At 57.0% G+C, this 18135-nt stretch carries 18 protein-coding genes, 1 tRNA gene and 1 pseudogene; 11 read left to right on the top strand and 9 right to left on the bottom strand.

Features of this window, described 5'->3' with window-relative positions; genetic code table 11:
• Positions 1 to 5: 5 nt before the first annotated feature.
• The 3 genes from PH558_RS13270 to PH558_RS13280 form a co-directional block, all read right to left on the bottom strand.
• A tRNA-Gln gene (locus PH558_RS13270) sits at positions 6 to 79 on the bottom strand.
• A 240-nt stretch (positions 80 to 319) separates the two neighbouring features.
• On the bottom strand, positions 320 to 955 hold the full coding sequence (locus PH558_RS13275) for an NrsF family protein (protein WP_285204832.1): 636 nt from the start codon (positions 953 to 955) through the stop codon (positions 320 to 322).
• Entirely contained in the window at positions 942 to 1508 is a 567-nt protein-coding gene (locus PH558_RS13280; protein WP_285204833.1) for a sigma-70 family RNA polymerase sigma factor, read from the bottom strand. Before PH558_RS13280 ends, PH558_RS13275 begins: the two co-directional genes overlap by 14 nt.
• A gap of 291 nt (positions 1509 to 1799) precedes the next feature.
• Between PH558_RS13280 and PH558_RS13285 the strand changes: the two genes are divergently transcribed.
• From PH558_RS13285 to PH558_RS13305, 5 genes are all read left to right on the top strand, one after another.
• Positions 1800 to 2066 carry a BufA1 family periplasmic bufferin-type metallophore gene (locus tag PH558_RS13285; protein WP_092718462.1) on the top strand — a complete coding sequence of 89 codons (267 nt, stop codon included), beginning with the start codon at positions 1800 to 1802 and terminating at the stop codon, positions 2064 to 2066.
• Between the two features lie 46 nt (positions 2067 to 2112).
• The gene (locus PH558_RS13290) at positions 2113 to 2397 is read left to right on the top strand and encodes a BufA1 family periplasmic bufferin-type metallophore (RefSeq protein WP_113408538.1); all 285 of its coding nucleotides are present in this window, start codon (positions 2113 to 2115) and stop codon (positions 2395 to 2397) included.
• A 111-nt stretch (positions 2398 to 2508) separates the two neighbouring features.
• Complete coding sequence (gene bufB / locus PH558_RS13295) at positions 2509 to 3363, top strand: MNIO family bufferin maturase (RefSeq protein ID WP_285204834.1); 855 nt, start codon at positions 2509 to 2511, stop codon at positions 3361 to 3363.
• Between the two features lie 10 nt (positions 3364 to 3373).
• Positions 3374 to 4129, top strand: coding sequence for an HvfC/BufC N-terminal domain-containing protein (locus tag PH558_RS13300; protein WP_285204835.1), 756 nt, complete (start codon positions 3374 to 3376; stop codon positions 4127 to 4129).
• An 18-nt stretch (positions 4130 to 4147) separates the two neighbouring features.
• Positions 4148 to 4633 carry a DoxX family protein gene (locus PH558_RS13305; RefSeq protein ID WP_113408535.1) on the top strand — a complete coding sequence of 162 codons (486 nt, stop codon included), beginning with the start codon at positions 4148 to 4150 and terminating at the stop codon, positions 4631 to 4633.
• 116 nt (positions 4634 to 4749) lie between these two features.
• Here the strand turns inward: PH558_RS13305 and PH558_RS13310 are convergent, their stop codons facing one another.
• On the bottom strand, positions 4750 to 5706 hold the full coding sequence (locus PH558_RS13310) for a phytanoyl-CoA dioxygenase family protein (protein WP_285204837.1): 957 nt from the start codon (positions 5704 to 5706) through the stop codon (positions 4750 to 4752).
• Positions 5707 to 6179: 473 nt separating this feature from the next.
• On the opposite strand from PH558_RS13310, the gene PH558_RS13315 reads away from it, so the two are divergent.
• Positions 6180 to 7097 (top strand): DUF1003 domain-containing protein, encoded by a 918-nt coding sequence (locus tag PH558_RS13315; RefSeq protein WP_285204838.1) that lies wholly within the window; start codon positions 6180 to 6182, stop codon positions 7095 to 7097.
• A 95-nt stretch (positions 7098 to 7192) separates the two neighbouring features.
• Here PH558_RS13315 and PH558_RS13320 read toward each other — a convergent pair whose 3' ends face one another.
• Positions 7193 to 8410: a TCR/Tet family MFS transporter gene (locus PH558_RS13320; protein ID WP_285204841.1), complete on the bottom strand. Its 1218-nt coding sequence runs from the start codon at positions 8408 to 8410 to the stop codon at positions 7193 to 7195.
• Between the two features lie 75 nt (positions 8411 to 8485).
• Here PH558_RS13320 and PH558_RS13325 point away from each other — a divergent pair, with 75 nt between their 5' ends.
• Positions 8486 to 9091, top strand: coding sequence for a TetR/AcrR family transcriptional regulator C-terminal domain-containing protein (locus PH558_RS13325; RefSeq protein ID WP_285204842.1), 606 nt, complete (start codon positions 8486 to 8488; stop codon positions 9089 to 9091).
• Between the two features lie 37 nt (positions 9092 to 9128).
• On the opposite strand, the gene PH558_RS13330 is transcribed toward PH558_RS13325, so the two are convergent.
• Together PH558_RS13330 and PH558_RS13335 are read right to left on the bottom strand one after the other, a co-directional pair.
• A complete protein-coding gene (locus PH558_RS13330; RefSeq protein WP_285204843.1) occupies positions 9129 to 9791 on the bottom strand; it encodes a flavin reductase family protein in 663 nt (220 codons plus the stop codon).
• Between the two features lie 95 nt (positions 9792 to 9886).
• Positions 9887 to 10342, bottom strand: coding sequence for a winged helix-turn-helix transcriptional regulator (locus tag PH558_RS13335; RefSeq protein WP_285204845.1), 456 nt, complete (start codon positions 10340 to 10342; stop codon positions 9887 to 9889).
• 148 nt (positions 10343 to 10490) lie between these two features.
• On the opposite strand from PH558_RS13335, the gene PH558_RS13340 reads away from it, so the two are divergent.
• On the top strand, positions 10491 to 11411 hold the full coding sequence (locus PH558_RS13340; RefSeq protein ID WP_285204846.1) for an alpha/beta fold hydrolase: 921 nt from the start codon (positions 10491 to 10493) through the stop codon (positions 11409 to 11411).
• A 236-nt stretch (positions 11412 to 11647) separates the two neighbouring features.
• Positions 11648 to 12043 (top strand): cupin domain-containing protein, encoded by a 396-nt coding sequence (locus PH558_RS13345; protein ID WP_113389703.1) that lies wholly within the window; start codon positions 11648 to 11650, stop codon positions 12041 to 12043.
• A gap of 228 nt (positions 12044 to 12271) precedes the next feature.
• Here PH558_RS13345 and PH558_RS13350 read toward each other — a convergent pair.
• Both PH558_RS13350 and PH558_RS13355 read right to left on the bottom strand, forming a co-directional pair.
• Positions 12272 to 12954 (bottom strand): annotated as a pseudogene (locus PH558_RS13350) (IS110 family RNA-guided transposase); the annotation flags it as partial.
• Between the two features lie 96 nt (positions 12955 to 13050).
• A complete protein-coding gene (locus tag PH558_RS13355) occupies positions 13051 to 14160 on the bottom strand; it encodes a polysaccharide pyruvyl transferase family protein (protein WP_285204847.1) in 1110 nt (369 codons plus the stop codon).
• A 416-nt stretch (positions 14161 to 14576) separates the two neighbouring features.
• On the opposite strand from PH558_RS13355, the gene PH558_RS13360 reads away from it, so the two are divergent.
• Positions 14577 to 15497 (top strand): hypothetical protein, encoded by a 921-nt coding sequence (locus PH558_RS13360; protein ID WP_285204848.1) that lies wholly within the window; start codon positions 14577 to 14579, stop codon positions 15495 to 15497.
• 35 nt (positions 15498 to 15532) lie between these two features.
• The gene (locus tag PH558_RS13365) at positions 15533 to 17944 is read left to right on the top strand and encodes a glycosyltransferase (RefSeq protein ID WP_285204849.1); all 2412 of its coding nucleotides are present in this window, start codon (positions 15533 to 15535) and stop codon (positions 17942 to 17944) included.
• The last annotated feature ends 191 nt before the right edge of the window (positions 17945 to 18135 follow it).

Consider the following 18135-nt stretch of genomic DNA (forward strand, 5'->3'; position numbering starts at 1 on the left):
GAAATTGGCTGGGAAACCTGGATTCGAACCAAGATTAACGGAGTCAGAGTCCGCTGTTCTACCATTGAACTATTTCCCAACAGCCGCCGGGCCGTAAAGTGCCCCTGCGGGGAAAGCAGGGCCTCTATAATCGAATTTGCCGCGGATGCAAACACTTTAACACAGGGAAATGCGATTTTTTGAAAGTTGCTTTCACTCAGACATAATAGGTCAGGAATCTGCCTGCTGCCACAAGGTTTTCCGCGCGATACTGCATCATTGGCCGAAACGCATGCCCTAGAAGCGATTTCGCGGTTTCGAAATCACGCGTTCGGCCGCGTCACCACCGCAACAGGCGTTTCCCGAGGACATATCCGACTGCCGTCACCATGGCGATCGCGATAGGATACCAGAGCAGCACGAAAAGCGGGCTGTCGTCCGTGCAGTTGGAGGCGTAGAAGGTCGCGGCGATGCCGCTGGCGGCAAGGCCGGCGACGGCGCCGGCCGCGCCCGGCTTTTCCGGCGCGCCCTGGCGTAGGGCGAAAAGAAAGCAGGCGAGCGGCCCGATCGAAAGCAGAGGGATGAGCGTCAGGCAGAAGCGGGCATTGTGTCCGATCATCCGCGCACTCCAGCTGTCAGCCGGCATGACGGCCATTTCAACAGCGGCGGCGGCAAGGAGCAGGATGGGCGCCAAGAGCAGTGTCCAGCCCCACAGGCGCAGCGAAGCGCCCGGCCGTCCGATACGGAAGACCACGGCGCAGGCTGTTGCGGCAAGCGCGATGGTCACGACGAACTTGAACAGAAAACGGACGGTCTCCATCGCTGTATCAATATCGGTTCGAAAGCCGATCACGGCGAAGAAGATACCGCCGCTGATCAGGATACCCGCGACGACCGCCAGGGTCAGGGCCTTGCCGATCCGCATGCGGACCGGCGCGTCCTGCGCCAGAAGATTGATGAGGTCATCGGTTTTCACTGGTTTCACTCCGATACAAAGCCGCAAGCGCCTTCAGCGCGCGGTGCAGCGCCACGCGCACCGCGCCTTCCGTCATCTTCAGCCGGTCTGCCGTTTCCCGGACGCTGGTTCCCTCGACGGAAATCGAGCGCACGATCGTCTTTTGCGGATCTCTCAGCACCTCCAGCATACGATCGACATCGAACCGGTCCAAGGCGTCGGTATGCTCTTCCGCCTCCAGGAAATCGATCACATCGTCGATCGGTACGCTCATATGCCGCCCGCGCCTTCTCAGGCTGTCGATCAGCTTGTTGCGCACGATCGTCGACAGCCAGGGTCCGATCGGGCGGGATGGATCCCACGTGCCGCGCTTCAGATGGATGGCGAGCAGCACTTCCTGCACCACATCCTCAGCCTCGCTTACCGGCGCGCCCATCTGATCGCAGCGCCGCCGCGCCATGGCGCGCAGATGCGGCGTCACGGCGGTGAGGAAACGGTGATAGGCCTGCGCATCGCCGCCGATGGCCGCACGCATCCAGACTGCCCATTCCTCTTCGCGCGCCGAATGATTCATCCGACATCTCCTCTACGCGGCACCGCAGGCTTTCGTTACCGGCAACAGCAACTATTTTTCAAGCTCTTTCGTCTCCATGGCAGGTTCTTCGCAAGATGCGTCTGCTACCCATGCGCATGTCAGCCTCACCACCATACCTGCCCAGCTATCGCCCGCCGCAGCAGATAGCCGGCACAATATAAGTGACGCATCTCGAAAAAAATTCCGATGCGGCTGTAACATCCGCTCGAGACGCTCCGTAGACCTCGATGCAAGCCAATGACGGCTCGCATCCATCTAGGAGACAGATCCATGAAGAACAGCATCCTCACCCTGGCCATTGCTGGCTCGATCGCATCGGCACTTGCATCCGTCGCCGTCCCCGCTTCGGCCGCCGATACCAAGGAAAAATGCTACGGCGTCGCCCTCAAGGGCCAGAACGATTGCGCCGCCGGCAAGCATGATTGTGCCGGCAAGTCGACCATGAGCTACGACAAGATGTCCTTCAAGCTCGTTCCCACGGGCACCTGCACCTCGATGAAGACCCCGAAGGGCCACGGCTCGCTGACCCCGGCCTGATCCGAAACCGGATTGATCGTCAACCATTTCTCGTAAGGAGTTTGTCATGAGCAAGATGTCCGCACTCGCCCTGGCCGCATCGGTCACAACGGCGGTGACGCTGGTTGCCGGTGTGACGACAGCATCTGCCGCCGATGCCAAGGAAAAATGCTACGGCGTCGCCCTCAAGGGCCAGAACGATTGCGCCGCCGGTCCCGGCACGACCTGCGCCGGCACGTCGAAGGTCGATTATCAGCGCAACTCGTGGAAGCTGGTTCCCGCCGGAACTTGCGAGACGATCAAGACGCCGAACGGCCATGGCACCCTGATGCAGGGGCCGGCCCCGGTCTGACAAGGCAGCGCGAACACGTGGGCGGCGCATCGTTTAATCCGGCGCCGCCTGCCTCCCGAACACAAACCGCTTCGTAACTTTGCTGGAATTACTCTCACCCGGAGGCCTGCAATGAAACCGTCAGAACTTCCCCGCCGCGCCGGCGTCGGCTTCAAGCCGGAGCATTTTGCCGCAATCAATGGCACCGCGCAGCCGATTGGCTTCTTCGAAGTCCATGCGGAAAACTATATGGGTGCTGGCGGTCCGCCACATGCCCAACTTGGCAGGCTGCGAGAGGATTATGCCATCTCCATCCACGGCGTCGGCCTCTCCATTGGCTCGATGCAGCCACTGGACAAGGAGCATCTCGCTCGCCTGAAGATCGTCTGCGATCGCTACGAGCCAGAGAGTTTTTCGGAACACCTCGCCTGGTCGACCCACGATACGACCTTTCTCAACGATCTTCTGCCCCTGCCCTATACCGAAGCGACGCTCGCGCAGGTCTGCACTCATATCGATCAGGTGCAGACAATCCTCGGCCGCCAGATGCTACTCGAGAATCCGGCTACCTATCTGCTCTTCGAGGAGAGCACGATCGAGGAAACGGAATTTCTGGCCGAGGTTTCCAGACGCACCGGCTGCGGCCTGCTGCTCGACGTCAACAATGTCTTCGTCGCCGCCACCAATCACCAGATGGACGCACGCGCCTATCTCAAGCGCTTTCCGGTGCAATGGGTGCGCGAGATCCATCTGAGCGGCCATTCGGAAACCGTCGACGACGCCGGTGCGCTGCTTTTGATCGACAGCCACGATACGCCGGTGAAAGATCCCGTTTGGGCGCTTTACGCCGAGCTGATCGACCGGATCGGCCCAGTGGCCAGCCTGGTCGAATGGGATAACGACGTGCCGGAATGGCCGGTTCTGAGGGCCGAGGTAGAAGCGACCGACGCCATCCTGAAGCGCGCTGCCGCACGCAGAGCAGCCTGAGGAAGGATCGATGTCTCTCGCCACGCAAAGCAAATTCGCCGCAGCACTCATCGATCCCGATCTCGCGGTGCCCGATGGATTGACGGCCTGGAACGGCCGACAGCCAGCGCGGCGTTTCGGCGTCTATCGCAACAATGTCGCCATCGGCCTGATCGGTGCGCTCGCCTCGCGCTTTCCGGCTGCGGAAAGGATCGTCGGCGAGGAATTCTTCGCCGCCATGGCGCATGAGTTCATCCGCATGCATCCGCCGCGCTCGCCGCTGCTGCTTGCCTATGGCGATGACTTCCCCGATTTCGCCGGGAGTTTCGAGCCGGCGCAGGAAATTCCCTATCTGGCCGATGTGATGCGGCTGGAGGCGCTGCGGGGTCGAGCCTATCACGCAGCCGACGCTATACCGCTTGATGCAGCACTCATGGCGACCATCGAGCCGGCAGGCCTTGCGGAGCTGACTTTCGTACCGCACCCTTCAGCCTCGGTCGCACGTTCCGCCTATCCGGCCATCACCATCTGGGCGATGAACACCGGCGAAATCGAGCTTGCAGATATAAACGATTGGACGGGCGAGGATGCCCTCGTCATCCGCCCGCAGATGATCGTCGAAGTGCATCGCCTGCCGCCGGGCGGCGCAACATTTCTGGAAGAGCTGTTTTCGGGCGCCGCCCTTGGCCAGGCCTATGAGACGGCTCTCGCTGAAGCCGCCAATTTCGATCTTTCCGCCAACCTCGCCGGTGCGTTCACGGCAGGCGCTTTCATGGCCATTCGCTGAACGCCAGGGAGAACCAAAATGCAGAATCAGACGATGACGGCCGCCCCGGCCGAACGCGAAACCATGCCCAAAAGGCTCTATGGTGCCCTAAAGCTTCTCGACCGTATTCCCCATGACCTGATCGCACTCATTGCGCGGCTGTCGATCGCCGCCGTCTTCTGGCAATCCGGCCAGACCAAGGTGGAAGGCTGGCACGTGACCGACAATGCCGTCTATCTCTTCCAGACGGAATACAAGCTGCCGCTGGTCGATCCCTGGATCGCCGCCCATATCGCCGCCTTCAGCGAGCACTTCTTCCCATTTCTGCTGGTCATCGGATTGGCAAGCCGCTTCTCGGCACTGGCGCTGCTCGGCATGACCCTGGTCATCGAGATCTTCGTCTATCCCGATGCTTGGCCGACGCATGGCACATGGGCGACCTGCTTTCTGGTAATCATAGCCGGCGGGCCTGGCCGCATCGCGCTCGACCACCTGATTGCCAGGCGGTTCAGTCGCCCGGCCTAACGCCGAGCAGACGGGAGCGCCACCTGCAATTGGCGCACCGTGATACCAGCTAGATGCGCCCTCTATTCGCGCATGTCGTTGTCGCAAAACCGCTGTGCGCTTTTGCACGGCCTACTCTAGCGCAGGACGGGTTCGCCATGAAAGCGGCGACGTGACGGCTTCGAAACGCCAAAGCCCACCTCCATCATCAGCCGCGGCTTGTGGGTCGGAACCGTCCCCATATGGAAACCGAAGGGATCTTCGACGAAGCCGGAGCCGGCCTTTCCGGTCAGCGTCAGCGCATTCGCTTCGCCATAATAGTCGAGCACTTCGTTTGCCGGATGCCCGACAAGCAAGGTCAGCTGATGACGGACCCGGCGGCGCCTGTGGCTTCCTTTGACGAAAACATGCGGACCAGTGCCCTCATCCACATCGACGAGATTGAAGAAGAATTTCAGCATCCGCCAATCATCGAGATCGAAGTGGTATTTGTCGAGCGAGGCAAGGCTCCGGTCGGCTTCGGAAGCCTGGGTTGGGAAGCTCCACCAGATGCGGGTGGTGATCACCTTGGCCTGGCCGCCGAGATATTGGCGGGCTACGTCGATCAGCAGCGGATCGCGCTGGACCGCCATGACGGCTTCGCAATCGAGCGAGCGCTCAAAAAAATGTCCGCTCAGAATCGGCCGTCCGAAGCGAGCCTCCGCTTCCTTATGTTCGCCTGCGACAAATTCGAGCTTCCGGTTGAAATTGCCGAAGCAGGCGGTGTTGGCAGCGAATTCGGCGATTTCCCGATGAATACGATCCGGCAGCATCAGGCTCGGATAGATGCCATCGGTCCGTAGAGCGTTGACGACGGCGCTGCGTTCGGTGCCGGCAAACATCGAGGAGCCGGAAACGGGAAACCTGACGGGCTGCTTGGTGGCCAGCCAATGGATGCGCCGAAACGGCAGGGTCCTGGCCAGCAGAAACATCGGCAGCCAGGCCGGGTTTTCCTTAAGATCGGTCAGGTAGGTGGGTATCCTGACGGCCATTCGCTTGAATCGGCCACCCTGTCGGGCGATAGACTCCAAGTCTTCTGCCGGGGGATTGTGCATAGCGATCCTTTCCACGCATTTAAAAGATCCGTGACAGCAGGCCCCCAACCCGCTGACGATAATTCATTGAAACCTTAACATTTATTCGCTCTCGCGAATGTCTGCTGCATCGCGGCAAATAGAAGTCGGCAGGCCTTGGTCAAGGGGGCGAAAAATCAAAACCTGATCGATTCGGTAGAAATTTCCGCAGAAACACGCAACGCTTTCGAAACCGGTGGCGAATTCGCCCGGAAAGGTTGCTTTTCCGGGGCGGCGGGCGAGACAGACGCGAAGGATTGCAGGAACGGCGCACCGTGTTTGCCGTTGCTTAGGATAATGGCGCTAGAAGTTCGATAGGAGCAAATAGAAGAGGAAGTTGCGGATAGGCGGCTGCGGTCTATATCGGCGGCAATTTCCATTGTCTTTTAACAGTCATATTCCTGTTCGCATTATTGGCTACATGAGCGAAAAAGCGTCAAAGAGGGCCCCCTTAGATGACAGAAACGAAGACCTTTGAGCCGGCGGAAGGTATCGTCGATTTCGACGCGGGTGAGGGCGAAAGCCCAACCGTTGTGGAGATGGACGATTATACCAAAAGTCTAGCGCAGGCGAAGGCCAAGTCCGTCAAGCTGATCGACGCCATCACCGGTCAGGTGCTCAAGAAAAAAGATGCCGTGCATGTCGACGATCTTCGCCCGTCGCTCGCGGATTTCATGCGGCTGAAGCACCCGGAGCTTCGTGCCGACGACTATATCAGCCGCAAGGTCATGGACGATTACCGCGCCCAGTATATCGCCGAACTGCTGACGGTAGAGCGCGGCGAGCTTTCCAACCTCGAAGACGAGGTCGTCGAAAGCCTGAAGACGCATGATACGCTGGCCGAAAACATCGAAGAGGACTATGAGGACCACCGTTCGATCGGCGACCGCATGGCGGATGGCGTCGCGTCCTTCGGCGGCAGCTGGACCTTCATCATCTCCTTCTGTCTGTTTCTCGCCGTCTGGATGGGCATCAATCTCGTCATGGGCGAAAAGCAGGCCTTCGATGCCTATCCGTTCATCCTGCTGAACCTGGTTTTGTCGACCATCGCGGCACTGCAGGCGCCGATCATCATGATGAGCCAGCGCCGCCAGGAAGAGAAGGATCGCCTGCGCGCCCTCAACGACTATAAGGTCAACCTGAAGGCCGAACTGGAAATCCGCCACCTGCATGAAAAGGTCGACCACCTCCTCAATCGCCAATGGGAGCGTCTGACCGAAATCCAGCAGATCCAGATCGAGATGATGCTGGAACAGGCCAAGGCGGCGACCCGGGCGATCAAGGCCAACAAGGCGGCGAAGGCAAAGACCAGTGCACTGAAGAGCCTCTTCACCAAGGTCAAGGACCCCGATCCGGACGATTCCGGCAACTGATCGCACCGAACGGCTGCACCAGTCATCTTGGACCGTGCCATATTGCTGGAGCTGTTAACCGCGTAATCCCTCTATGTCGTTCCACCATATGCCCTTCAGGATTGCTCGCTTTGTCGATGTGCCGCGCCTTCGAGTGGCTCATCTGTCCGCTGCCGCTTCGCGAAGAGCATCGGCATGCAGAGGAGATAGAGCGAGGCGCCGAGCACCCAGACCAGTCCGGGAAAGACATGCCTTGATGCGAAATAGATCTCGCTGATCGCCAGGGGCGCGATCATGGAGGCAAGGCTCGTCAGGCTGGTCAGCACGCCTTGCAAGCGCCCCTGTTCGTCGGTGCCCACGCGTTGGGTCATCAAGGATAGAAGGGCCGGCTGGCCGATCCCACCGAGACAGAAAAGCGGAAACAGAAAAAAGACGAGAAAACCCTGCGTGACGAAGGCGATGGCGACATAGGCAGCGCCGTCACAGACGATCGCGACGACGAGTGCGCAGCGTTCGCCCCAGCGCTCGCTCAAAGGGCCGGCGACGAAAGCCTGGGCGAGCGCATGGAACAGGCCGAAGCCAGCCAGAGACAGGCCGACGGTCGCCGTATTCCAGCCGAACTTGTCCTGACCATAGAGCACCCAGACGGTACCGCCGACTTCTCCGACGATTGCAAGGAGGATGGACATGAAGAGCAGCGGCACCAGCGCCGGAAACGCACCGATCCAACGCAGCGGCGCCAGCGGATGAAAGGCGACCAGATCGATCCGTTCAGGCCGTACAGTACGTGTCTCCGGCAGCACGACAAGCGCGACAATGAAATTCACCATTACCAGAAACGCGGCAGCGACGAAAGGCGCGCGTAGCGAGATCGCGCCCAACACCCCTCCTATGACCGGTCCGAGAATGAAACCGATGCCGAAACAGGCGCTGAGCAGCCCGAAAGCCCGCGTTCGGCGCTCCTCCGGCGTGATGTCGGCAAGGCACGCGCTCGCAACCGCGGCGTTGGCGGCCGTCAGACCGGCGACAGCGCGGCCGAGGAATAGCCACCAGAAACCCGGTGCCCACGCCATGAAGGCATAGTCGATCATGCCGCCCGCCAGCGAGGCGAGCAGCACCGGCCGGCGGCCGTAACGATCGCTCAGCGTTCCGAGAATGGGAGAGGCCAGAAACTGCAGCGCCGCGTAGAGCGACAGGAAGGCGCCATAGCGCCAGCCGAGCTCGGGCGAATGGGCCACGCTCTGCAGAAGCTCCGGCAGGATCGGCATCACGAGGCCGGTTCCGGCCGCATCGAGAACGACGACGGAGAGGATCGTCAAAAGCATCTTGTTCATAATGCAAAACTTATCATTGATAAGGAACTTTATCGCCGATAAACTATGATGATCGGACTGTCAATCGGAAAGAAGATGAAAATCGACAGGAACCAGATCGTCGATGCGGCACTGGCCATCCTCAACGAAGTCGGCATCGATGGCTTGTCGACGCGGCTGATCGCCCAGCGCCTCGGCGTCCAGCAGCCGGCGCTCTATTGGCACTTCAAGGGCAAACGAGCCCTGCTAGCTGCGATGAACACCGAGATGCTAAGACGAAAACACACCCGCAACAGGCCTCTGGCTGGGGAGACCTGGCAGGAATTCCTGCACGCCAATGCCTGCAGCTTCCGCTCCGCCCTGCTGGCATGGCGTGACGGCGCCCGCGTGCATGCGGGAACCGAGGTCGATCCCTTGGATCTCGACGCGATCGAAGCCCAGCTGGAATGCCTGCTCGCCGCCGGCTTCGATCCCGAAAAGGCCCTGGAGCTGCAGATCGCGATCAGCCGCTATGTGGTCGGATGTGTATTGGAGGAACAGGCGGATGCGGCCGATCCGCCGGACCGTGCAGCCCTCGACGCCGCGGCGGAAAGCCGTCCGAACCTCGCTAAAGCTCTGTCGCTTTACCGCGCCAACGGCCATGAAGCCCTATTCGAGGCCGGCTTGGAACTGCTGATAGGCGGGGCCGAAGCCGGCAAGTGAAGTCTGTGATCGCATGGGCACCTCCGCGGAAAATGCGTCATCTCTCCGCTTTGAAGGTGCGGCCGAGATCAGGCCCGGTGCCGAAATAATGTCGAAACACATAAAGCAGCGGGCTCCACCTGCTGGTATCGATATGATGGGTGCCGGCGATGACGATATCCTTGTGTGCGTGAACGCGAAGGACCTTCGCCTCGATGATGGAGAACGCCTCGACGCGCTCCGAGGGCCATTCAGCGCCGGGAGGATGCGCCGCCGCCACCTCCGCCTCGAACTGGATCGGACATTCGGCGATGCGCAGAGGCCGCACGCGATCGGCGGGCTGCGGCGTGAAGCCGGCCACATCGAATTTATCGGCCTCGAAACGATAACCGATCTTCTCCTTGTGCGGGGGAACGGGATCGCGGCCGGTCGTCGGCGCGATCGCTTCGACCTTCGGCCACAGCTCCGGCGACGGAAAATTCAGCACCAGCTGACGCTCGCGCAGGAGATTTTCCCGACCCTTGCTGGTGGATGTCAGGCCCAGAACAACACGATCGTATAAGGCCCAAACCGAGGACATCGGCGAGATGTTCGTCGTGCCGTCGGGGTTGAGGCTCGTAATCAGCACGACGGGAGTGCCGATATAAAGCACGCTGGGCTTGATTTCGATATGCTCGCGATCGCTCTCGGCGGCATTGAATTTGGCTGTCTTCGTCAACATAGAAACTCTCCTTTGAGAGTCTCAGTGTGGCCGACATGCCGCCTGAAATAGTTCGGTCGCGGCCGAACTGTCGCTCGACAATGGGCGCGCCTGCCTCATTCCTCAGGCGGCGGCACGACGATCACCGTATCCTCCGCCATAAGCATCCGCCCATCCTGCGCTCGCAGTTCCAGCCGCCGCACCGGCAGCTTTGTCGCTCTGTCGACCAGCGTCACATGCGGCTCATTGGGCTCGAAGAAGAAATCTTCACCCCATTGGCGAAGCGCGACCAGCAGCGGAAACAGGCCCTGCCCCTTCTGCGTGAGCACATATTCCTGATAGGGGCTGCCATCGGAGGCTGGCACGGTATCCATGATGCCGTGAGCGACGAGATTGCGCAGCCGGGCCGAGAGAATGTTCTTGGCAAGTCCGAGGCTCTTTTGAAATTCGCCGAATCGGCGCAGCCCATCGAAGGCGTCGCGGATGATCAAGAGCGACCACCAGTCGCCGATCGCATCCAGTGGCCGCGCCACCCCGCACATCGAATCCTTGTGGCTTATTCTCTTGGCCATACCGCACTGCCCTCGCCTGTTTTCATGTCTGCCGTCAGGACCGCGATCAAGCGCCTGTATCACCAGTTCAATATATCGGTTGCAAACTAAAACTACAAGAGATACTGGAGCTGTGGTTTCAAATTAAAACCACATTAGGAGAACAACTGTGATTCCTGCCAATGAAGCATTCGCCGGCACATTCCCCTTCGCACCGCATTTCACCGAGGCACCTGGCTTCCGGATGCATTATGCCGACGAAGGGCCTCGCGATGGCGAGATCATCCTCTGCCTGCATGGCGAGCCGACCTGGGGCTATCTGTTTCGCCACCTCATCTCGACGTTGAGCCGCACGCACCGCGTCGTCGTTCCCGACCATATGGGCTTCGGCAAGAGCGAAACACCCAGTGGCCGCAGCTATTGGCTGCAGGATCACATCGCCAACCTGGAGGCCTTCGTGCTCGCGCTCGGCCTCACGGATATTACGCTCGTGATGCATGATTTCGGCGGCCCCGTAGGAATGGCCCTTGCCGCCCGCCATCCCCACCGTATCCGCCGCATCATCTCGGCAAACGGCCCGACACCTTTCGGCCAGCCGGATGCTGTCGATCGGGCGGTGGCGAACGCCGCCCGATCGCCCTGGTTTCAATGGATCCTCAAGGCCGAGGCCGACGGCACGCTGGAGCCAGTGCTCAACAATCTCGGCTTCAACATTTTGAGCGCGCTCAAGCTCAACGGCTTCGAGAACAACGCCGTCATCACAGACACCTGGCTCGATGCTTATGGTGCACCCTTCGCAACGAAAGCCGATTGCCTCGGCGCGCTCGGCTGGGCCAAGGGCTTTGCGACCGGTGCCCATCAATTCGAAACGCCCGACCGGGAAGCCGAGCGCATCATCCGCAGAAAACCGGCGCTCGCCATATGGGGCGAAGCGGACCGGACGCTGCATGCGGAGTATTTCCTGCCGCTCTTCTCCGCCCTCTTCCCATCAGCCCCCATCGAGCGTCTCCCAGGCGTCGGCCATTACTGCTTCGAAGATGCCCCGGAAACCATCTCAAGCCTGATTGCGGACTTCCTGCGGCGGACCTGAACGCCGCGGTTCAGGATCGATTCGAGACAAAGCGTAGGAGCGGGGAGGCCTTCCCGCTTCTGCCGATCAAGACATGGCTCGGCGTCTGCCGCCCCATCGCCACATGGCGCTTCGACAAGCCATCGAAAGCCGGCAAACGATAGCGATATCGACTGACTCCATGCATCATCCAATTGACATTCCCCACGGCTGTGACACCGTTTTGGGTGGTTGCCGACCCAGCGTTTCGAGGCCAAATGACAAAGAGATCGCAAGCCGTTATTACCACTGCCGAAGAGCGCCCGCGCGACGGATGGAACGATCCCGTCCACGGCTCCATCTCGTGGCACACGCTGCTCAGCAGCGACATCACCCCCACCGACAGCATGAGCGCCGGCATCGCCGAACTCGCGCCCGGCGGCGAGCTGAAACCGCATCGCCACGACCCCTCGGAAATCTACTTCATCTTCCAGGGAACCGGCATCGTCCGGATCGAGGGCCAGGAAACCACCGTCAAATCAGGCACAGCCGTCTTCATCCCCGGCAACGCCCAACACGGTATCCGCAACGACTCATCAGCGAACTTGAAGTTTTTCTATATCTTCCCGACGGAATCGTTTGCAGACGTGGTCTATCGGTTTCCGGGGAGTTGAGGCGTTTGGGCTATTGCGGCTGCTTGTTCAGCTCGCTTGAAGCGACCGATAGCTGTGTCCTTCCCGAGAGAGGGGTAAAAGTTTATAGAGATCGGGTCACTTCTTAGTGGAAACGTATGGCCCCACCCTGTTCGCTAGTAAAATCTTTGGATTCCTGCACAGTCTGCTTCAACGTACTGGGTCTCACGGTCGTGCCGTGGCAAGATGGAACTCGCGCGCCACGTCAAAGGCCACCGGAGCTGTGGCATTCAGAACTCCAATGCCTGGAATAGCTGTTAACCTGCGCGCTGCGAGATCATCTCGTGCCAGCGACAAGAATTCGGCATTCAACGCTGTGATCTTGGTGTCGAGCGTCTTCCATTCGCCTCACACTTCAGCGATCAGCCGGTGAACGCGCTTCGATAGCCTACCGACCTGCTCATCCAGAAGCGTATCGAGAGTACTCTCAAATTTGTAACGGCCTGCGGCGAAGATCAGGCCACGCACCAGAAGGATAGCGCGCATCTGATTGATCGCATCGTTCTTTGCGCAACGACGCGGGATCGGACTCTGGGCAACGACCGGATATCAAGTTGCGCTTCGCTTTGAGGTCGACAAACCGCATTCTGGGACGCGACGCGGTTTCCGCAATAACCTCCGCATCCGGTCGTCATTCTTCTGCGCCTTCACATAAGGTCGGACTCTGGCGACATCAGTCGGACCTCGTGTCCCCGCGACACAAAAAGCCGGCCAAGGTGGTGAGCACCGCAGCACGCCTCCATAGCAATGACGCAAGCTGGGATCTTGCTGACAAACTCAATGAGCGTCTGCCGCCGCATCGTTCGGCGGACAGTCACCGCACCTTTGTTGTCAACGCCAACAACGCTGCAGCTATTTGTACCTATACCGATACCCAAAATTGAAATCGTCATGGATCGGGCCCTCTTCCTTCAATGACGGATCATCGTACTCGATGTCCTCGGAAGGGTGGGTCACCCCATAATCAACAAATATACCGCACCTGCAAGTCAGTTTACCGCAGAAACGATATCCATGATTGCTGCGACATTGTGTTTGCGTTTCTCGTCAAAATCAGCCGCTTCGAAGTGGACGATGCCTAAAAGCTCCTTGAGCGACTGCCCTTCTTTAACTTCATGAGCGATAATGTATGGCACTCCCATAGTTCGGGCCAGCTCGAGAGTGCGACTATCGAATGCAATACAGATGCCTAATCTGCCCGCTTGGATTGCCGCAACTGCGCCATGAATTCGCATGCCAATTGTCACGTCCATGCGTCGCATCGCATCAATCCAAGAGCGAGCATCCGAATAAACCCGCCCTTGCGTGACAAGATAATGGAAAAATTGTTCGATCCGCAGATCCGGACGCACAACTGCATTCATCCACGTGACAAATGCTCGAGTATCGTCATCGACATGGCGTTCGTGAAGAAAACGCAGGATTCTTGGTTCTGTCTGATAGACACAAATGTGATTCCGGATTCCTTTTACCGCGCTGTAAAGCGTCCTTTCGACGCCTCTTGTGTATTCCTGCAACGTCCCACCCAGAATGGCTACAGCCAAATCATCATTAGATCTTGCACGGTCAAGATTGCGGGCAATCTGATCGCCTGTAACTCTCAAATTTAAGGTTTGCGACGGACACCCTGTGATGACTGTATTATTTACCCCAAGTGAAGCGAGCACACGTTTCGTGAACTCCCCCCTAACCCCAATAACTTGGGAGCGTTCTGAAATTATTCTGGCGAACCTAGCTACCGCCTCAGGCAAAATGAGCGCCTCTGGAGGCAAGGATGGATCATCCGATTGCGCGCCAAGGCCAACCACGAGGCATGGCAGGTCGGCCGCTTCAATGTAATCAGCCCACGCATCCATTTTGAAGTGCGGATTAATTTGATTTGCTGCTGGAATCACTAAGATATTTGCGACCTGGCGAAGTGTCTCTGGCGGCAACACTCCGGGACCAGCCGATACCTTTGGTCCTTTCACGAGATTCCACATCGCGCGCTGGAAAAGAGTGTTGCCGGTGTTTTCTCCAACCCTACCTAGAGCGTTATGAAAACCCTCGGCGGCGAAAGACACACCCCCATCAGTACCAATCATACCAGCTATTTTCATTAGGTGCCATCTCTCAGATGCGGACAAGCTATCACGCATAAGAAGAACTTTCACCGGCTTGTCAACGTGTTCAATGTAAAGCGTTTCCCTGCCTGATGGATAGTGTCAGCAGGAACAACCAGCTTCCGCATTCTGATGATTTAAGAAGAGCGACCAGCTTGCAGATCAGATATCAAAAATATGGACATCCGGCGCGTTCCGCTACCTTTATAAGATGCGCCTTTTTGGTCTTCTCGAACAAAACGACACGTGGTAATTGACGATCGAGCTTCTTTTGTGCATCGCTAAGTTGCTTAAAGCATACCACTTGCTGGAGTATTAGTGGCACTAAACACCTTTAAGGCTAATGAATAAGGTTTCCTGGGCAGGAAGCTGCGCGAGGCGGATGTATTCTATGATTATCAGCGGTATACGGAATGCGTGAAGGAAACACTACGATCTATACGTTCGGAGACATCGAAAGGGCAACATATTCAGCGCCTTCTCGGATGAAGCTTTTTGAAGACATATCGTTCAAAAGCATGTTTTTTCAACGCCTTGACGGACTCTTACCCAGTGAGAAAAGTGTTTTGTCACTGGATATATTCGACACGCTGTTACTGCGCGACAATTCCTCTGAACTCACGAGATTTGTCGAAATCGGCGCCGCGATGGCCGCGATAATGTCCGCTGGCGCCTCGGAGAAAAGAAAACTTCCCCCCGCCCCCAAAAAACGAGTTTCAAAGAAAGACATAGATGCATTCCTTGCGCGGCAGTTGGGCACCAAAGCAACATACCGCGCCCGAGATAGACATAGAGGCTACGGCGAGGGCTCGCTGACCGAAATTCACACCGTTTCAAGTCGGCTGTTAAGTGGAAATGACGATTATCGAGAGAAATTCATCAGTGCCGAGCTTCAATACGAAACGACCCGCGTTGAACCAAATGGCCTCCTACTTGAATACATAGATAAACATATATCACGTGGGGGTCAGGTTATTCTTGTAACTGACATGTATATGCATGCCAAACAAGTTGAGGAACTGTTGGCGCTGGTTAATATCGATCCCAAAAAATTTCACGCTATTTTCTCGAGCGCAGATACGCTGATATCGAAAGCTTGCGGACTACTTTTTCCGGAAATAGAGAAGCGCTTGGGGCTGCACGGTCCAAATTTTCTCCACGTTGGAGATAGCGCTAAGGGAGATTTTCGCCAACCAATAAGCCACGGTTGGCGTGCACTTCACCTTCCTGTAAGCGAAATTGAAATTAAAGCACGCAAAACTGACCACCTGGCGACTGCGATGATGCTTCGCAAGTATTTCGACATTGAAGTCGACATTGCGATGCCAAAATAAGATACCCAGATTTTATCCCCAGAGACCAGACAGTCATGGATCAAAAATATATACAAAATAACACAATAGAAAATGTACTTACTCGCCAGATTGGCCACGATATCTTAGGTCCAATTGTTCAACGCTGGCTACTCGGGCTGCATCAGTATTTTTCCTACTATGATGACGGGAATACAAATTTTCTATTTTGCGCTAGAGCGGGAGTCCGCATTGAGAAACTCTATCGGCTATTCGTAGAGGGTTTTGGTGGACGAGATGTCCCAGCCCAAATGTTCTGGCTGTCGCGATTATCAACATGCAAGGGCACTTTCTACAAGGCGAAGCAGTCAAGAACGATTATAGCGCGAGAATATCAACACGTACCCATCGCAGAGCTTATTAAGGGCATTTTCCGTCATCAGCCCGAGGTGCTGGGACGTCTCGACCTAACGCTTCCTGAGTACAAGGCCCACGGCGCAGTGTTTGACGGCTGGATTCAAGGGCCGACGCCAGCCGCGAGCGAGATGCGCAAGTACTTTACTCAATGCCAATCGGATTTTGATGCATACCTAAAGCAATTACTTAAGGGTCGAACGCGCGCCGTGCTAGTCGACAGTGGTTGGCAGGGATCGATGCAATCACTCTTGACTAAAGCCTTTCCTGATTTCGTATGGCGCGGATTGTATTTTGGCCGCTCTCTGCAGCCAGGGCATGATGCTCAGATTGTGAACAATGTCTTGGGAGTAATGTTCGAAGGCGAGACCTATCAACAATCAGTGCCTGAAACAGCGTTTACAAGGCACCGCCACATTGTGGAATCCCTGCTGGAACCAAATGGGCCATCGATCGAGGAAATCCCGGGCGGAGCACACGACGATGTTGCCCAAAGGCTCATTAAGCTAAATGAGCAAGAGAAAGTGAGCAAAGGTAGCGATGCTCTCTACTTGGCTGTCATAGAGTATCTCGCCGGAGAAGGGAAAAATGCCGGTATCGCCGACATCTACTCTCGGCACCAGACGGCAATGGTTGAATTGGCGCGCATGATAATCACTCCAACTCGCGAAGAGGCGCGCGCGCTAAGTTGCAAGGATCGATCCGCGGACTTTGGCAAAAAGCTTGTTGTCCCAGTTTTATCGGAACCGGACGCTGACGAAGCCCCGGAAAATCGAATTAAGAGGTCGCTTTGGCAGGAAGGGCAAGCGGCGCTGGAATTCGAAGGAGGCTTCGCACGCGACCTACAATTGCGTCTGGCGGGATGCGCAAATGCTGCATCTTACTTTGATCCATCGCACCGACCTTCCGCGCCGGGCAACGGAGAAGCATCTGTAGCGATTATTACTCGGACAAAAAATAGGCCACTTCTCCTTCAGCGCGCCGCGCAGAGCGTCGCTCAACAAACTCACACAAATTATACTTGGGTTGTTGTCAATGATGGAGGCGATGAAGTCGTTGCCCGTAAGGTCATCGAGAGCTGCGCCGTTGATCGAACAAAGATTCTTCTGGTTTCCCATAAAGAAAGTATCGGAATGGAGGCGGCGTCAAACTCGGGCATCAGGAATAGTGATTCCGATCTGATAGTAATTCATGACGACGATGATAGCTGGGAGCCAACGTTCCTGGAGAAGACCGTTGACTTTTTGAATAGCAGCGCCGGGCGTCATTATGGCGGCGTGGTTACTCACACGACGTATGTTTCAGAAGAGATTCGCGGCTCCAAGGTAATTGAGCATTCTCGCCAGCCGTACAAGGATTGGGTACGCAACGTACAATTGGCCGAAATGGCGGCAGGGAATATTTTCGCGCCAATTGCGTTCGTCTTCAAAAGGTCAATCTGGGAAGACCTTGGCGGCTACAATGAAGAACTTCCAGTGCTTGGGGACTGGTTCTTTAATCTGGAATTCCTTCTGCGCGCAGACATTGGTTTGATTCCAACTCCGCTTGCAAACTATCATCACCGCGATCGAGGAGATTCTAGCGCCTACGCTAATTCGGTAATTGGCGGCGTTAGCAAACACGAGGAATATGCCGCAATTGCGCGCAATGCCTTTATTCGCAAGAACTCTGAAAAATTCCCCGGCGCCGTTGCAGTGATACTCGGTTATTTTGCGCAGGATTTTCGAAGCCGAGGCACTTCCGAGAAGATCAACCCACAGCAAACAGCTTCGGGCTATGACTTCGCAGACAAGTATTGGGCTGTATTGCACCTCAACAAGAGCTTGCGCAAGAAAAAATACCAATTCCACCTCCGCGAAAAGGAGATAGATTTGAGTATTGGCTGGCCCGAACTGGAACAACTGGCACGAAAGACAAGAGGGTTTATTCCCGTACCGCCGAGCTTCGACGAGCAGGAGTATTTGCGCCAGAACGAGGACGTGATCGTAGCGGTGCGTGAAGGACGATTTTCCTCAGGCTACAGCCACTATATACTCCACGGTCGTGGAGAGGGCCGCTCTAGACCCTCATTGTAGTCAGCGTTTGAACTGCTTCCATTTTGGGCAGCACGCCCAGCATTCGCGGAACGCGGCGCTGTGTCGCGCCAGATGCGTCCCAATAATTGCCGTCCGTTGTTTTTGGGGGATCCTCAACCTTTCGACAAACGAAAGAAGATTAAATCGAGCAATTACCGGAAGGAAGTTTGCGTTGCTACGCAGAATAGCAG

This window comes from Rhizobium pantanalense, assembly GCF_030182525.1.
GTDB lineage: Bacteria > Pseudomonadota > Alphaproteobacteria > Rhizobiales > Rhizobiaceae > Rhizobium.

Excerpts from the sequence above, each read along its gene's own strand:
- PH558_RS13330 (WP_285204843.1), bottom strand. The coding sequence starts at position 9,791 with ATGTTGACGAAGACAGCCAAATTCAATGCCGCCGAGAGCGATCGCGAG.
- PH558_RS13360 (WP_285204848.1), top strand. The coding sequence starts at position 14,577 with ATGCGTGAAGGAAACACTACGATCTATACGTTCGGAGACATCGAAAGG.
- bufB (WP_285204834.1), top strand. The coding sequence starts at position 2,509 with ATGAAACCGTCAGAACTTCCCCGCCGCGCCGGCGTCGGCTTCAAGCCG.
- PH558_RS13325 (WP_285204842.1), top strand. The coding sequence starts at position 8,486 with ATGAAAATCGACAGGAACCAGATCGTCGATGCGGCACTGGCCATCCTC.
- PH558_RS13320 (WP_285204841.1), bottom strand. The coding sequence starts at position 8,410 with ATGAACAAGATGCTTTTGACGATCCTCTCCGTCGTCGTTCTCGATGCG.
- PH558_RS13300 (WP_285204835.1), top strand. The coding sequence starts at position 3,374 with ATGTCTCTCGCCACGCAAAGCAAATTCGCCGCAGCACTCATCGATCCC.
- PH558_RS13290 (WP_113408538.1), top strand. The coding sequence starts at position 2,113 with ATGAGCAAGATGTCCGCACTCGCCCTGGCCGCATCGGTCACAACGGCG.
- PH558_RS13315 (WP_285204838.1), top strand. The coding sequence starts at position 6,180 with ATGACAGAAACGAAGACCTTTGAGCCGGCGGAAGGTATCGTCGATTTC.
- PH558_RS13305 (WP_113408535.1), top strand. The coding sequence starts at position 4,148 with ATGCAGAATCAGACGATGACGGCCGCCCCGGCCGAACGCGAAACCATG.
- PH558_RS13355 (WP_285204847.1), bottom strand. The coding sequence starts at position 14,160 with ATGAAAATAGCTGGTATGATTGGTACTGATGGGGGTGTGTCTTTCGCC.
- PH558_RS13335 (WP_285204845.1), bottom strand. The coding sequence starts at position 10,342 with ATGGCCAAGAGAATAAGCCACAAGGATTCGATGTGCGGGGTGGCGCGG.
- PH558_RS13345 (WP_113389703.1), top strand. The coding sequence starts at position 11,648 with ATGACAAAGAGATCGCAAGCCGTTATTACCACTGCCGAAGAGCGCCCG.
- PH558_RS13285 (WP_092718462.1), top strand. The coding sequence starts at position 1,800 with ATGAAGAACAGCATCCTCACCCTGGCCATTGCTGGCTCGATCGCATCG.
- PH558_RS13365 (WP_285204849.1), top strand. The coding sequence starts at position 15,533 with ATGGATCAAAAATATATACAAAATAACACAATAGAAAATGTACTTACT.
- PH558_RS13310 (WP_285204837.1), bottom strand. The coding sequence starts at position 5,706 with ATGCACAATCCCCCGGCAGAAGACTTGGAGTCTATCGCCCGACAGGGT.
- PH558_RS13280 (WP_285204833.1), bottom strand. The coding sequence starts at position 1,508 with ATGAATCATTCGGCGCGCGAAGAGGAATGGGCAGTCTGGATGCGTGCG.